This window comes from Anaerosoma tenue, from assembly GCF_023161965.1.
In the GTDB taxonomy this organism is placed as follows: Bacteria; Actinomycetota; Coriobacteriia; order Anaerosomatales; family Anaerosomataceae; genus Anaerosoma; species Anaerosoma tenue.
In genome coordinates, this window is the sequence record NZ_JALNTY010000002.1 from 458171 (window position 1) to 470711 (window position 12541).

Below are 12541 nucleotides of genomic sequence, written 5' to 3' on the forward strand. Positions count from 1 at the left end.
CCGAGTGACCACTATCGCCTATCTGGGACCGGAAGGTACGTTCAGCGAGGTCGCGGCGCTCTCACTCGGCATGCCGGAGATTAAGTCGCACTCATGCGTGAGCATCGCCGAGGTGTTCGAGGCGGTGGAGCGTGGGAAGGCCGACATCGGCGTGGTGCCGATCGAGAACTCGATCGAGGGCTCCGTCGTGGCCACGCTCGATGCACTCGTCTTCGACTCGTCCCTCGAGATCCAGCAGGAGCTCGTGCTCGACATCAGGTTCGCCCTGGTCGCGTCGCCCGGCACCGCTCTGGCCGATGTCACCTCGGTGGTGGCGCATCCGCAGGCGTCGGGGCAGTGCAGGCGGTGGCTCGAGCGGCACTTGCCGGGGCGGCCCGTCTCGGCGGCGAACAGCAACGCCGAGGCCGTGGCCACGGCCGCCTCCACCCCGGGGACGGCTGCGCTCGGACCGGCTCTGGCCGCTGAGATCTACGACGCCGAGGTGCTCGAGGACGACGTGCAGGACTATGCCGGCAACCAGACGAGGTTCGTGGTGATCGGCAGGGGGCTGCGTTCACGCACCGGTCATGACAAGACGTCGCTGGCGCTCTTCATGAAGCGCGACAAGCCCGGGGCGCTCCTGATGATCCTCTCCGAGTTCGCGTACGGCGACATCAACCTCACCAAGATCCAGAGCCGCCCCACGAAGCGTCAGCTTGGCGACTACATGTTCTTCGTGGACCTCGAGGGGCATGTGGATGACGAGCACGTACGGCTCGCGCTCGACTGTCTCCGGTTGAAACTGCGCGAGGTGAAGGTCCTCGGCAGCTATCCTGTGGCCGGGTAGGCGCACTGCAAGTCACGCACGGGCGCTGCACGCGGGCCGCTAGGGCGTACCGCCCGTCGCCGCATACCAACCGCCGGCAACTCACCAGAGCACGCGCATTGCGCTCTCGGCTTCGTATCGCTATAAGAAGACGTAATGCAAGCGATAAGCCCGCGTGACTGAATGGAGTCTCCTATGAGCGATCAGGCTGTGGACTATCATCCGATGTGGGACGAGCTCGGCCTCGACCTCCCCACGCACGACGCGCTGCTGGAGGCGGTGGGTCAGCTCTTCGGCGACGCATACCTCACGCAGGAGAATCGCCCCACGGGCATGGATTACCTCAACTTCGTGATGAGCGAGGTCCACGGCCTACGCATCAAGGAACTCGACGACTTCCGCAAATCGGGCGGCAAGGTGTTCGGCACGTTCTGTCTGTACGTTCCGGAGGAGATCATACGGGCCGCAGGTGCGTGGTCTGTGGGTCTGTGTGCCGGGGCCGAGTTCGCCTACGACGAGGTCGAGCAGATCATGCCGCGCAACACCTGTGCGCTCATCAAGAGCTTCATGGGCTTCAAGCTCGCCAAGGTCTGCCCCTACATCGAGTCGTCGGACCTGGTCATCGGTGAGACCACGTGTGACGGTAAGAAGAAGGCCTACGAGCTGCTCGGCGAGATCCACGACACGTGGGTCATGGAGCTTCCGCAGATGAAGCGCCCCGAGGACATCGCCATGTGGAAGGCGGAGGTTCGCGAACTGGTGAAGAAGGCCGAGGAGATCACCGGCAACACGATCACCGAAGACTCTCTGCGAGCGGCCATCAAGGAAGTCAACGACAAGCGGCGTGCGCTCCAGCGCATCGCCGCGGCCTCGGCGGCCGACCCGGCGCCGATCAGCGGGAAGGACCGCCTGCTTGCCACGCAGGTGGCCTTCTACGACGATGTGCCGCGCTTCACGCAGATGATGAACACGCTTGCCGATGAGCTCGAGGCGCGCGTTGCCGCGGGCGAGGGCGTGGCACCCAGGGGAGCGAAGCGAGTGCTCGTCACGGGTACGCCGATGGCGCTGCCCAACTGGAAGATCCACGACATAATCGAGAAGGCCGGCGCTGTGGTCGTTGGCGAGGAGATGTGCACGGGCAGCCGCTATTACCAGGACCTCGTGCCCGAGGACGGCTCCACGCTCGACGAGATGATCGACGCGGTGGCCGAGAAGTACCTCGACATCAACTGCGCCTGCTTCACCCCCAACAAGGGTCGTATCGATGACGTGATCCGCATGGCGAAGGATCTGGGTGCCGATGGCGTCATCGACCTGTCGCTCCAGTTCTGCGGCCTGTACGAGATGGAGTCGCACGGCGTGGAAGAAGCGGTCCGCGCGGCGGGGCTGCCGGTGTTGAAGATCACGACCGACTACTCCATGGAGGACGTGGGCCAGCTCTCGACCCGTGTCGAGGCGTTCCTGGAGATGCTGTAGGCGATGCGGGTCCTCGGACTCGATATCGGCTCCAGGAGCATCGACGCGGTCTGGCTCGATGGAGACCGGATCGTGGACTGGGCGGTGGCCGACTCGGGGCATGACCCCGGGTCGGCCTCGGCCGCCTTCGTTGAGCGCAAGGCGCACGACGTCATCATCGCCACCGGTTACGGTCGGCACGTCGCCAAGGAGCGCTTCGGTTGCGCCGCAGTCACCGAGATCACCGCGTACGGGCTCGGCTCGGCCGCACTGTTCCCCGAGGCCGCATCCGTGCTCGACATCGGCGGGCAGGACACCAAGGTGATCTCACTGGGACAAGCCGGTCGCGTGGTCGACTTCGAGATGAACGACAAGTGTGCGGCAGGCACCGGGAAGTTCCTCGAGGTGATGGCCCGCGCGCTGGGCTTCTCGCTGGAGGACATGGCCGAGAAGGCCCGGGAGGCCCGGGCAGGCATCGCCATCTCGAGCATGTGCACCGTCTTCGCCGAAAGCGAGGTAACCGGTCTGGTGCACCGTGGTGAGGACCGTGCACGCATCGCGCGAGGTCTGCACGAGGCCATCGCGAAGCGCACCCTCGGTTCCCTCAAGCGTGTGAACGCCCGCGGACCGCTCGTCTTCGCCGGAGGTGTAGCCAAGAACCCGGCGATGGTGGACCTTATCAGCAGCGGATTCGTCGGCGAAGTGTTGGTGCCCGACGAGGCGCAGATCGTCGGCGCGTACGGTGCGGCGCTCAGTGCAGCGCGGGAGTGAGAGGAGTATCCGATGTCGAAGCGGATCATGATCACGAGCGATACGTTTGGGAAGTCGAACGCCGAACTTGGCGCCATCCTTATGCGCAGCTTCCTGGTGTCGCTGGCGCACGAGAGGAACGCGCCGGCCGCCATCATGCTGAACAACGAAGGTGTCAGGCTGGCATGCGAGGGGTCGGAGGCTCTCGACGAGTTGCGTATGCTCGCCGACGCGGGCGTTGTGATCACTGCGTGCGGGACATGTCTGAAGCACCTGGGGCTCCAGGACAAGCTTGCCGTGGGCGTTGAGGGCACCATGCCCGGACTGGTCGCTGCGGTATGCGGTCCCGACGAGATCGTCACGATCGGCTGATGGTGGTCCTCCCGGCCATAGAGGGGTGTCCGGCGGTATCTGCACAGGTGCCTGATGGGACTGTTACTCTGGTGCCACCCGAGCCGGAGACCACCTGCATGCCCTTGTACACCGTCGATCTCCACAACCACACGCCGCTGATCCCCACCGACTACCGTGGGGATGTCTCCACCACGCCGCGCCAGATCGTGGAGCGGGCGCTTGAGGCGGGCATCGACGTGTGGGGCATCGCCGATCACTGGAGCGTGGGGTACGGCGATCGTGTGGTGGCCGCCGCCGAGGAGGTCTTTGCCGAGACTGGCCAACGGTTGCTCGTGTTGCCCGGCGCCGAGCTGCGGATACGCCACCAGGACGAGGAGACCCACATGGTGGCGCTCTTCCCGCCGCATGAAGAGGTCGAGCGGTTCGGTACGCTCCTCGGCTCGTTGGGCCTTGAGGATCCGGTCGCCCCGCTCGACCAGCTTCCCTGCTTCGCACACGATCGCGACCCGCTCGAGGTGGCACGGCTCGTGGACGAGGCCGGCGGTCTGTGTCACATCGGACACGTGGACCGCACCTTCGGCGAGTACTGCTTCATCGAATCCGACCTGGTGCACGACCTGGCCGAGTGCGAGCACGTGTCGGCCGTGGAGCTGATCGATCATGGCTCGCGCGAGCGGTTCAGGGACGGACTTGCGATCGCGCACATCTCCTCATCGGACTCGCACTCGCTCGAGGAGATGGGTCGACGCACCGCGGTGCTGGAGATGCCGGAGCTCTCCTTCGAGGGTCTGCGATCTGCGTTCGGGGCTGCCCGCGGCTAGTCGCGTGCGCTGAGCGGCTTCAGGTCTTCGGCGCGGGGGATGCCGAGCGCCAGGTGCCCCGTGATCCGATCGGCGAGGAACGCCGAGCGGTCCGCCGCATCGAGCGCGAGCGGCAGGACATCACCGCCCCGGAGCACGCCGAGCGAGCCGTGGGCACACGAGGTCTCTCCGTAGGCGGTGACTTCGTCGGCTCCCGCGACGCCGCCCGCGATGAGCAACGGCACCGCGCCACCGCCGTGGTAGAGAGGACCGGCGGCGGGCGTCTGGTGGTCGGGACAGACCGCGACGACGATCTCATCGCGCTCCACCAGTGGCACGAGCGGCGCGAGTGCGCGGTCGACCGCTGCGATCACCTCGGCCTTGCGTGCGGGGTCCTTGCGGTGGCCGGCCATGTCGGTCCGCTTCGTATGCAGATGGACGAAGTCGTAGCCCTCGGCCATGAGCTCGAGTGCCGCGTGCACGCGCACAGCCACATCGGCCTCGGGATCGCGCGCGGTGCCGAACTCGCGGTGGTGGAGCCCGACAGCGGCGCCGAGTCCCTTGTACAGCGGACCCGAGCCGAGTGTGACGCCCCGCATGCTGAACCGGAGCGGGAAGGGTGTGAACCGCGCCGGAGCGCCCGCCCATTTCACGAGCATGGCGTCGAGGGGACGGCCGGTGAGCACCGTACGCGATCGTCGGATCCACTCGTTGAGCACGCGCGCCGTGTGATCCGCGGCGTCTGCGTCCGGCGCCTCCTCAAGCGGCAGCACCGCGAGGACGGTGGTGTCGGCGTGCAGCGGGTCGGCGTCGCTGACGTGATGGGAAAGAGAGCGCCCGTCGAGCGGGCGCAAGAAGAGCAGCCCCTGCAGAGCGCCCGTGTGCACGAAACGGAGCGAGACGCCGTCGATCTCAGCGTCCAGCGTGGTGTCTGCGAGATACGCGGCCTCCCCCGTGCGAGGGTCGGGCCGCTCGTCGATCCACAGCATGCCGTCACGCTCGGTTACCCGGGTGGCATTGGCGCGCACCACCACCTCGCCGGGCGCCGGTGCGTATCCCTCGCCAAGCGCTTCCAGCAGGCCGCGCCCGGGAAACTCCTCCGGTGCGTATCCGAACAGAGCGAAGTGCGCCTGGTGGGAGCTGGGAGCAAGTCCGGGGCCGACCGGGTAGAGCAGGCCGGTCCGTCCGAGCGAGGCGAGCGCGTCAAGGTTCGGGGTGCGGGCGGCCTCTATGGGCGTGCGCGCACGCGGTGATCCGCCCGGGACCCCCGGTATGTCGCCTGCGAGCTCGGGGTACGGCCGATCGCCGGCCCCGTCCGGGACCACGAGGATGATCGGGCGATGTGGGTGCGTGCCGGGCATCGCGTGCCTCCTTGGTCCCCGTGCGCCAGCCGGTCCGCTCGGGCTAGTATGTCACAGGGGACTGTCATCACGGCGAGGGGAGAGCGGCATGGATCACGCGCGGGAGGATGAGATCGGCCGTCGGGCACGCGAGCGCTTCGGGCCACGTGCCGATGCGTATCGCGAGAGTCCCACCCACGCCGGAGGTCATGACCTCGACCTTCTGATCGAATGGCTGCAGCCGCGGCCTGCCGAGCGCGCACTCGACGTCGCCACGGGTGGAGGCCACGTGGCCCTCGCGCTGGCGCGCAGCGGCGCCGACGTGGACGCCTGCGACATCACTCCCGAGATGCTGGAAGCGGCCGGACGGCTCCTGGCCGACAACGACTGCACGGCGACGTTCGCCGTGGCCGAGGCGACCGGCCTGCCGTATCCGGACGCCACGTTCGACATCGTGACGTGCCGGATCGCCGCACACCATTTCCCTGACGCCCAGGCGTTCTTCACCGAGGCGGCGCGCGTACTCAAACCGGGTGGCAGGCTCGGCTTCCAGGATCAGACCCTCCCGCCGGAGGGTCCGTCGGCGGTGCTGACCGACGCGTTCGAGCGCACCAGGGACCGGAGTCACAACCAGGCATACAACGTGGATGGCTGGGTCACGATGATCGAGCGCGCGGGGCTCGAGGTCGAGCACACCGAGTTGGTGGACAAGCGTCACGACTTCGCCGACTGGACCTCACGCCAGGACTGCGATGAGGCCACTGTGGCAAGCCTGTACGAGCAGATGAGCGAGGCGCCGGAAGGGATGCGTCGCTGGCTGGAGCCCGGGTACGAGGGGGAGAGGCTCGTATCGTTCCGCAACCGGCACGTGGTGGTGCTTGCACGCAAGCCTGCGTGAGCGAAGGTCGCGCGCACTCCCGTTGGGGAATGAACCACTGACGGCGAACGCACGACGCGGAGGACCCCGTGAACGTCCGGACAGCGCTGATCTGCACGCTCGCGATGCTCGCTCTCTCACTCGGCGGCTGTGCCGGTGAGGAGGCGCCGGATGCCGGCCCCGTCAGGCTCGACGACGTGGAGGTGTTCGAGTACGAGGGCGAGCGTCTCGACTCGCCGGACGACTTCCGAGAGAACTCGATCGCCGGCCCGCAGGATGTCGACGTCGACGAGTACCGTCTGCGGGTGACCGGCCTGGTGGATGATCCTGCCGAGTACACCTACTCCGAGGTGACGAGCGGCTTTCCCGCCTACGAGAAGGTGGTGCAGCTCGACTGCGTGGAGGGCTGGAGCGCCAGGGTGCTCTGGGGCGGGGTGCTGGTGCGAGACATCCTGGACGCGTCCGGGGTGCAGGACGGCGCGCGAAGCGTGGTGTTCCGCGCGGTGGACGGCTACACAACCTCGTTCCCGGTGGAGTACCTCTACGACAACGACATCGTCCTCGCCTACTCGATGAACGACGAGATCCTGCGCCCAGAGCGCGGCTTTCCGTTCCAGGTGGTGGCCGAGGACAAGTGGGGTTACAAATGGTGCAAGTGGGTCGAGGCTATCGAGCTGGTGGCCGATGAGGATCCGGGCGGTTACTGGGAGGACCGCGGGTATGCCAACGACGGGGACCGCGACAAGTCGTTCTTCGGGGACTGAGCGAGGAGGCGTGTGATGCTCAAGGAGTTCAAGGAGTTTGCGATCAAGGGCAACATGGTCGACCTGGCGATCGGCGTCATCATCGGCGGAGCGTTCGGCGCCGTGGTCAGCTCGCTCGTGAACGACCTGGTGATGCCGCTCGTGGGCGCCCTGCTCGGCGGAACCGATTTCACCAACATGTTCTGGGTGGTCACCGAGGGCGCCACGCCCGGACCGTATGCAACACTCGCGGCCGCCACCGAGGCGGGCGCCGCCACCCTGAACTACGGCGTCTTCATCAACACGGTCATCAACTTCCTGATCATCGCCTGGGCGATCTTCTTCGTGGTGAAAGCCATGAACAACATGCGCAAGAAGGAAGAGGCCGAGGAAGCGGTCACCACCAAGGAGTGTCCGTACTGCAAGAGCCAGATCGCCCTCGACGCCACCCGGTGTCCATCCTGCACGAGCGAGCTCTAGCCGCGGATCAGTCCTCCAGCAGCCTCCGCACCACAGCGTTGAAGTCGGCGGCGGGCGCCCCTTCGCGTTCCGCCCGCCAGGCGTCGATCACGGCCCTGCCGACCGGCTCGAAGAAGCCGGTCAGGTAGCGCTCGTAGGCGTCTTCGTCGTAGGTGACGGATCCATCGAAGTTGACGTAGTTGCCCGAGAGCTGACAGCCGAGTTGGCCCTGCTCCTGCTCCCACGCGTGACCGGTGAGATCGGCGACCTCGGCGCCGGACAGACCGCGTATGGGCTGCAGGAGCGGTACGCCGGCGTATCCGAGCACGCGGATGGAGGCGTCGATGCTCTGCGGGGTCTGCGAGAGCTTGATGCGCCCGTCATGGGTGTCCCGCTCGCCCGAGATCACCGGCGCGTCGCCGTGCGACCAGGAGAGCGGTATGCGCAGGAGGTGCAGGTACAGGTGGCATGCGAGACACGGTGAGAACGTCACGCCGAAGCGCTGCCTCAGTTCGGCCGCCGGACGGGCGTTCATCGCAGACCAGAGGGCCGGGTCGGAGAGGGCCACCGGTTCGTGCACCACGGTATCGGCCGGAACGAGCGATCGGAGCACCGACACCGCCCGCGCCGGTGCGTCGCGGTCGCCGGTCTCGGTGCCCGTGAACGCCACGGTGGGCACCAGTTCGTGGAATCCGTGATCGCGGGTCGCCGCCACGGCCGCGGCCACGCTGTCACGGCCGGCGATCTCCACGATGGCAAGCGGTGTCTTCATACATAGAGTGTACCCGAGCCGCCCGCGCGTTGCGCGGTGGCGCCACCGCTCTGAGCAGCGCGTATGGTAGTGTTGAAGCACGGAACCAGCCGGAGGGGACCTCGAGGAACCGGGTGGTGTGCCGTCTGATCGTCCCCGGATCCAGCCATGGAACGTCTGATACTCGTCTCCAATCGTTTGCCGGTGAGCATCGACCACGACGAGGAGCGTGGATTCACGTTCACGCCCAGCGTCGGCGGGCTGGCGACCGGACTCAGCTCGTTCCACGCCGACCACGAAAGCCGCTGGGTCGGTTGGGCCGATGTCGATGCGGCGGAACTCGGCGATGCTGGCATCGAACACGTGCGCGACACGCTCGACCGGGAGCACGGCTGCACTCCGGTCTTCCTGAGCGCCGAGGACGCCGCGGGCTTCTACGAGGGCTTCTCCAACAGCACGATCTGGCCGCTGTTCCACCACTTCACCCAGTACGCCGAGTTCGACAGTGCCACGTGGGAGAGCTACGTGAAGGTGAACCGGACCTTCTGCGACGCCGTGCTGGCGGTGGCCCGGCCCGGAGACACCATCTGGGTGCAGGACTATCAACTGATGCTCTTGCCCGCGATGCTGCGCGAGCGGATGCCCGGGGTGCGGATAGGGTGGTTCCTGCACATCCCCTTCCCGAGCTTCGAGATATTCCGCATGCTTCCGTGGCGGCGCGAGGTGCTCGAGGGGCTGCTCGGCGCCGACCTCATCGGCTTCCACACTTACGACTACGCCCGGCACTTCTTCGGTAGTTGTCGTCGTCTGCTGGGGCTTGAGGAGCAGATGGGACGCATGCTGGTGGACGGCCGCCTGGTGTTGGTGGACGCGTTCCCGATGGGGATCGACTACGAGCGCTATCGCGACGCGGCGCGGACACCCGAGGCACGGGCCGAGGCGGAGCGGATCGGCATGCGAACCGGTGATGGCAGCGTGGTTCTCTCGATCGACCGGCTGGACTACTCGAAGGGCATCCCCGGACGTCTGCGCGCCTTCGGGGCGTTCCTTGAGCGGTACCCCGAATGGCTGGGCCGGGTCACGATGGTGGCGGTGGCCGTTCCTTCGCGCGAGAACGTGGAGACGTACCGGCAGCTCAAGACCGAGGTCGATGAGCTGGTGGGTGGCATCAACGGACGGTTCGGCACGATCGAGTGGACGCCGATACGCTATTTGTACCGGTCGCTCCCGTTCCACGCGCTCGCGGGTCTGTACGGTGCAGCGGATGTTGCGCTGGTGACGCCGCTCCGTGATGGGATGAACCTCATAGCCAAGGAATATCTCGCGGCGCACGACGACGGCGCCGGCGTGCTTGTGCTTTCGGAGATGGCCGGCGCCGCCCGAGAGCTCGGCGAGGCGCTTCTGGTGAACCCCTTCGACCTCGACCAGGTGGTCGAGGCGCTCCATCGGGCGCTGGTGATGGACGAGGACGAAGCCAGGGCGCGCAATGCGCTCATGCAGCGGCGCATCAAGCGGTACACGGTCACCAAGTGGGCGGAGGAGTTCTTGGAAGGGCTGAAGCGCATCACGGACGAGCAGGAAGGCCTCGACGCGCGGCTCCTCGACACACCGCAGCACGACCAGCTGCTGCAGGAGTACCGGGACGCCGGACACCGGCTCGTGCTGCTCGACTACGACGGCACATTGATGCCGTTCGCGCCGCGCCCCGAAGACGTCGCCCCCAGCGACGACGTTCGGCGCATCGTGCGGACGCTGAGCGAGGATCCGGCCAACGAGGTGGTGATCGTGTCGGGCCGCGACCGCGAGACGCTCGAGGCGTGGCTCGGCGACCTGGACGTGGACATCGTGGCCGAGCATGGCGTGTGGCTGCGAGGGCGCAGCGGCGAGTGGGTGACGATCGAGCCCATGTCCGACGCGTGGAAGCCACGTGTGGCGGCGCTGCTCGAGATGTTCGTGGACCGCACCCCCGGCTCGTTCGTGGAGGAGAAGGACTTCTCTCTCGTCTGGCATTATCGCCAGGTGAACGGTGAGATGGCCGAGACGCGCGTACTCGAACTCAAGGCGGCGCTCGCGAGCGTGGTGACCGACTGGGGGCTCGCCGTCATGGACGGCAACAAGGTCTTGGAGATCAAGGCCGCCAACGTGGACAAAGGGCGCGCAGCCCACCGATGGATGTGCCGCGAGGACCTCGACTTCATCCTTGCGCTGGGCGACGACAGGACAGATGAGGATGTGTTCGAGGCCGCACCGGAAGGCGCGTGGACCATCAAGGTCGGGCCGGGTCCCACGCAGGCCCGGAACTCGGTGCGTGGTGTGGGGGACGTCCGATCGCTGCTCACCCGGCTCGCCGGGATCGACTCCTGAGAGGATGAACGTCAGTGAAACGGCTTGAAGACTACCGGGGCATCGTCTCCGACGAGATAATCACCGATCTGCACAGGCGGACGTCGCTGCTGCACGACAAGCACGTGGTGCACATGAACTCCACCGCGCAAGGCGGCGGGGTGGCAGAGATGCTGTATGCGCTCGTGCCGCTTATGAACGACGTGGGCGTGGACGCTGGATGGCGCGTGCTCGTTGGCAGCGACGACTTCTTTGGCGTGACCAAGAAGTTCCACAACGGGCTGCAGGGCGACCGGGTCAACCTCACCGAGAACAAGAAGCGCCTGTACGTCCAGGCCAATGAGAGCTTCTCGCAATACAACCATATCTCGCGTCACGACGCGGTCATCATTCACGATCCGCAGCCGTTGCCCATCATCCGCTTCTACAAGAAGCGTCAGCCCTGGATATGGCGCTGCCACATCGACCTCACCTCGCCGGATCCTGAGCTGTGGGAGTTCCTCAAGGGATACATCATGCGCTACGACCTCATGATCGTGAGCCACGAGCAGTATCTGCGGCCCGACCTCACCGTGGAGCAGCGCGTGATCAACCCTGCGATCGACCCGCTCAACCAGAAGAACATCAGGCTGCCCGAGCGGACCGTGATGAAGTACATCAAGCGGCACGGTGTCCCGCTCGACAAGCCGCTCATCACCCAGGTCTCACGCTTCGACAAGTGGAAGGACCCCGAGGGCGTGGTGGAGGTCTTCAAGCGGGTGCGCGAGCGGGTCGACTGCAGGCTGGTGCTCGCAGGCAACATGGCCACCGACGACCCGGAAGGGCTCGCCATCTATGAGCGCGTCCGCAAGCGCGCGGGCCGGCTCATCGAGAGCGGGGACGTCATATTCCTGCTCGGAGCGAGCGACACAGCCATAAACGCGCTGCAGCGCGTCTCGAGCGTCGTGCTCCAGAAGTCGCTGCGGGAGGGCTTCGGACTCACCGTCTCGGAGGCGATGTGGAAGGGCACGCCGGTGGTCGCCGGTGCGGTGGGAGGCATCCCGCTGCAGGTGATCGATGGCGAGACGGGGTTCCTGGTCGATCCCGCCGATCTCGACCAGACGGCGGACCGTGTGGCCACGCTGCTGGAGGACCCGGTCCTCGCCGGGGCGATCGCCGAGCGGGGTGTGGAGCACGTGCGCGAGCACTTCCTCGTGACCCGTCTGCTCGGCCACTACCTCGAGCTCCTGGCCGAGCTGATCAGGTAGCGTCTACTGCCGCACGCCCTCGATGTCCCAGTGGGCCGTATACAGGTGTCCTTCGCTCGCCGAGTCGATCGTGCCGATCAACTCGCCGCTGAAGGCGTCGTCGCCGACCATCATGCCGTGCAGCTCGATGGTGCTGGTCCACTCCGTACCGGTCTCGTCAACGTATGTCGCTACGGCATGGTAGACCCACCCGTCATCCTCGGGCATCAGGAGTCCCTCATACCGGTGCTCGTCGGTCAGCATCGTCATGCTGTCGCCCGACACGCTCCACTCATACGTGGCGCCGGGCTGATCGGCCGCCGGGGTCATAGCCTGGTTGTCGATCTTGGTCAGGACGGTGCTCACCGTCCATGTCCCGCTGAGGTCGGAGAAGTCCGCGGTGTCCATCGGCTCCTCGGGCATCTCCACCGGGGGCTCTGACAGCGTTTCGTCCGTGCCTTCGGTGACTGCGGGTTCCGATTCCTCAGGCTCTTCCGAGCCGCCGCATGCCGTGAGGCCGAGCGCGAGGACGAGAGCGGGCACCAGCAGGAGAGCGAGCAGTGACCTGCGCATTCCAACCACCTCCTGCATGGGAGTGTACCCCGACGCGGACATGCGAGCAGTGCAGCCACTGCATC

General features: G+C 66.5%; 13 protein-coding genes. 10 read left to right on the top strand and 3 right to left on the bottom strand.

What is annotated here, in order from left to right; all coding sequences use genetic code 11:
* Window positions 1–4: 4 nt before the first annotated feature.
* The 5 genes from pheA to MSB02_RS07205 all read left to right on the top strand — a co-directional run bounded on the left by pheA (window position 5) and on the right by MSB02_RS07205 (window position 4185).
* Window positions 5–826, top strand: a complete 822-nt coding sequence (pheA, locus tag MSB02_RS07185) for a prephenate dehydratase (protein WP_267194551.1) — start codon at window positions 5–7, stop codon at window positions 824–826.
* A 174-nt stretch (window positions 827–1000) separates the two neighbouring features.
* Complete coding sequence (locus tag MSB02_RS07190) at window positions 1001–2281, top strand: double-cubane-cluster-containing anaerobic reductase (protein ID WP_267194552.1); 1281 nt, start codon at window positions 1001–1003, stop codon at window positions 2279–2281.
* A gap of 3 nt (window positions 2282–2284) precedes the next feature.
* A complete protein-coding gene (locus MSB02_RS07195) occupies window positions 2285–3031 on the top strand; it encodes an acyl-CoA dehydratase activase (protein WP_267194553.1) in 747 nt (248 codons plus the stop codon).
* A gap of 12 nt (window positions 3032–3043) precedes the next feature.
* Window positions 3044–3382 (top strand): DsrE family protein, encoded by a 339-nt coding sequence (locus tag MSB02_RS07200; protein WP_267194554.1) that lies wholly within the window; start codon window positions 3044–3046, stop codon window positions 3380–3382.
* A 98-nt stretch (window positions 3383–3480) separates the two neighbouring features.
* Complete coding sequence (locus MSB02_RS07205; RefSeq protein WP_267194555.1) at window positions 3481–4185, top strand: hypothetical protein; 705 nt, start codon at window positions 3481–3483, stop codon at window positions 4183–4185.
* Here MSB02_RS07205 and MSB02_RS07210 read toward each other — a convergent pair.
* Window positions 4182–5525: an alkaline phosphatase family protein gene (locus MSB02_RS07210; protein ID WP_267194556.1), complete on the bottom strand. Its 1344-nt coding sequence runs from the start codon at window positions 5523–5525 to the stop codon at window positions 4182–4184. The two genes, MSB02_RS07205 and MSB02_RS07210, sit on opposite strands and share 4 nt — an antisense overlap.
* 88 nt (window positions 5526–5613) lie before the next feature.
* Between MSB02_RS07210 and MSB02_RS07215 the strand changes: the two genes are divergently transcribed.
* The 3 genes from MSB02_RS07215 (at window position 5614) to mscL (ending at window position 7604) form a co-directional block, all read left to right on the top strand.
* Window positions 5614–6402 carry a class I SAM-dependent methyltransferase gene (locus MSB02_RS07215; RefSeq protein WP_267194557.1) on the top strand — a complete coding sequence of 263 codons (789 nt, stop codon included), beginning with the start codon at window positions 5614–5616 and terminating at the stop codon, window positions 6400–6402.
* A 68-nt stretch (window positions 6403–6470) separates the two neighbouring features.
* A complete protein-coding gene (locus tag MSB02_RS07220; RefSeq protein ID WP_267194558.1) occupies window positions 6471–7145 on the top strand; it encodes a molybdopterin-dependent oxidoreductase in 675 nt (224 codons plus the stop codon).
* 15 nt (window positions 7146–7160) lie between these two features.
* Window positions 7161–7604, top strand: a complete 444-nt coding sequence (mscL, locus tag MSB02_RS07225; RefSeq protein ID WP_267194559.1) for a large conductance mechanosensitive channel protein MscL — start codon at window positions 7161–7163, stop codon at window positions 7602–7604.
* 7 nt (window positions 7605–7611) lie between these two features.
* On the opposite strand, the gene MSB02_RS07230 is transcribed toward mscL, so the two are convergent.
* Complete coding sequence (locus MSB02_RS07230; RefSeq protein WP_267194560.1) at window positions 7612–8355, bottom strand: hypothetical protein; 744 nt, start codon at window positions 8353–8355, stop codon at window positions 7612–7614.
* A gap of 147 nt (window positions 8356–8502) precedes the next feature.
* Here MSB02_RS07230 and MSB02_RS07235 point away from each other — a divergent pair, with 147 nt between their 5' ends.
* Together MSB02_RS07235 and MSB02_RS07240 are read left to right on the top strand one after the other, a co-directional pair.
* Window positions 8503–10698, top strand: coding sequence for a bifunctional alpha,alpha-trehalose-phosphate synthase (UDP-forming)/trehalose-phosphatase (locus MSB02_RS07235; RefSeq protein WP_267194561.1), 2196 nt, complete (start codon window positions 8503–8505; stop codon window positions 10696–10698).
* A gap of 14 nt (window positions 10699–10712) precedes the next feature.
* Window positions 10713–11924, top strand: coding sequence for a glycosyltransferase (locus MSB02_RS07240; protein WP_267194562.1), 1212 nt, complete (start codon window positions 10713–10715; stop codon window positions 11922–11924).
* A 3-nt stretch (window positions 11925–11927) separates the two neighbouring features.
* Here the strand turns inward: MSB02_RS07240 and MSB02_RS07245 are convergent, their stop codons facing one another.
* Window positions 11928–12476, bottom strand: a complete 549-nt coding sequence (locus tag MSB02_RS07245) for a hypothetical protein (RefSeq protein WP_267194563.1) — start codon at window positions 12474–12476, stop codon at window positions 11928–11930.
* Window positions 12477–12541: the final 65 nt, after the last annotated feature.

Bases quoted from the DNA above. Each gene is read 5' to 3' on its own strand.
- MSB02_RS07190 (WP_267194552.1), top strand. From the start codon at position 1,001: ATGAGCGATCAGGCTGTGGACTATCATCCGATGTGGGACGAGCTCGGC.
- MSB02_RS07195 (WP_267194553.1), top strand. From the start codon at position 2,285: ATGCGGGTCCTCGGACTCGATATCGGCTCCAGGAGCATCGACGCGGTC.
- MSB02_RS07200 (WP_267194554.1), top strand. From the start codon at position 3,044: ATGTCGAAGCGGATCATGATCACGAGCGATACGTTTGGGAAGTCGAAC.
- MSB02_RS07205 (WP_267194555.1), top strand. From the start codon at position 3,481: ATGCCCTTGTACACCGTCGATCTCCACAACCACACGCCGCTGATCCCC.
- MSB02_RS07210 (WP_267194556.1), bottom strand. From the start codon at position 5,525: ATGCCCGGCACGCACCCACATCGCCCGATCATCCTCGTGGTCCCGGAC.
- MSB02_RS07215 (WP_267194557.1), top strand. From the start codon at position 5,614: ATGGATCACGCGCGGGAGGATGAGATCGGCCGTCGGGCACGCGAGCGC.
- mscL (WP_267194559.1), top strand. From the start codon at position 7,161: ATGCTCAAGGAGTTCAAGGAGTTTGCGATCAAGGGCAACATGGTCGAC.
- MSB02_RS07230 (WP_267194560.1), bottom strand. From the start codon at position 8,355: ATGAAGACACCGCTTGCCATCGTGGAGATCGCCGGCCGTGACAGCGTG.
- MSB02_RS07235 (WP_267194561.1), top strand. From the start codon at position 8,503: ATGGAACGTCTGATACTCGTCTCCAATCGTTTGCCGGTGAGCATCGAC.
- MSB02_RS07245 (WP_267194563.1), bottom strand. From the start codon at position 12,476: ATGCGCAGGTCACTGCTCGCTCTCCTGCTGGTGCCCGCTCTCGTCCTC.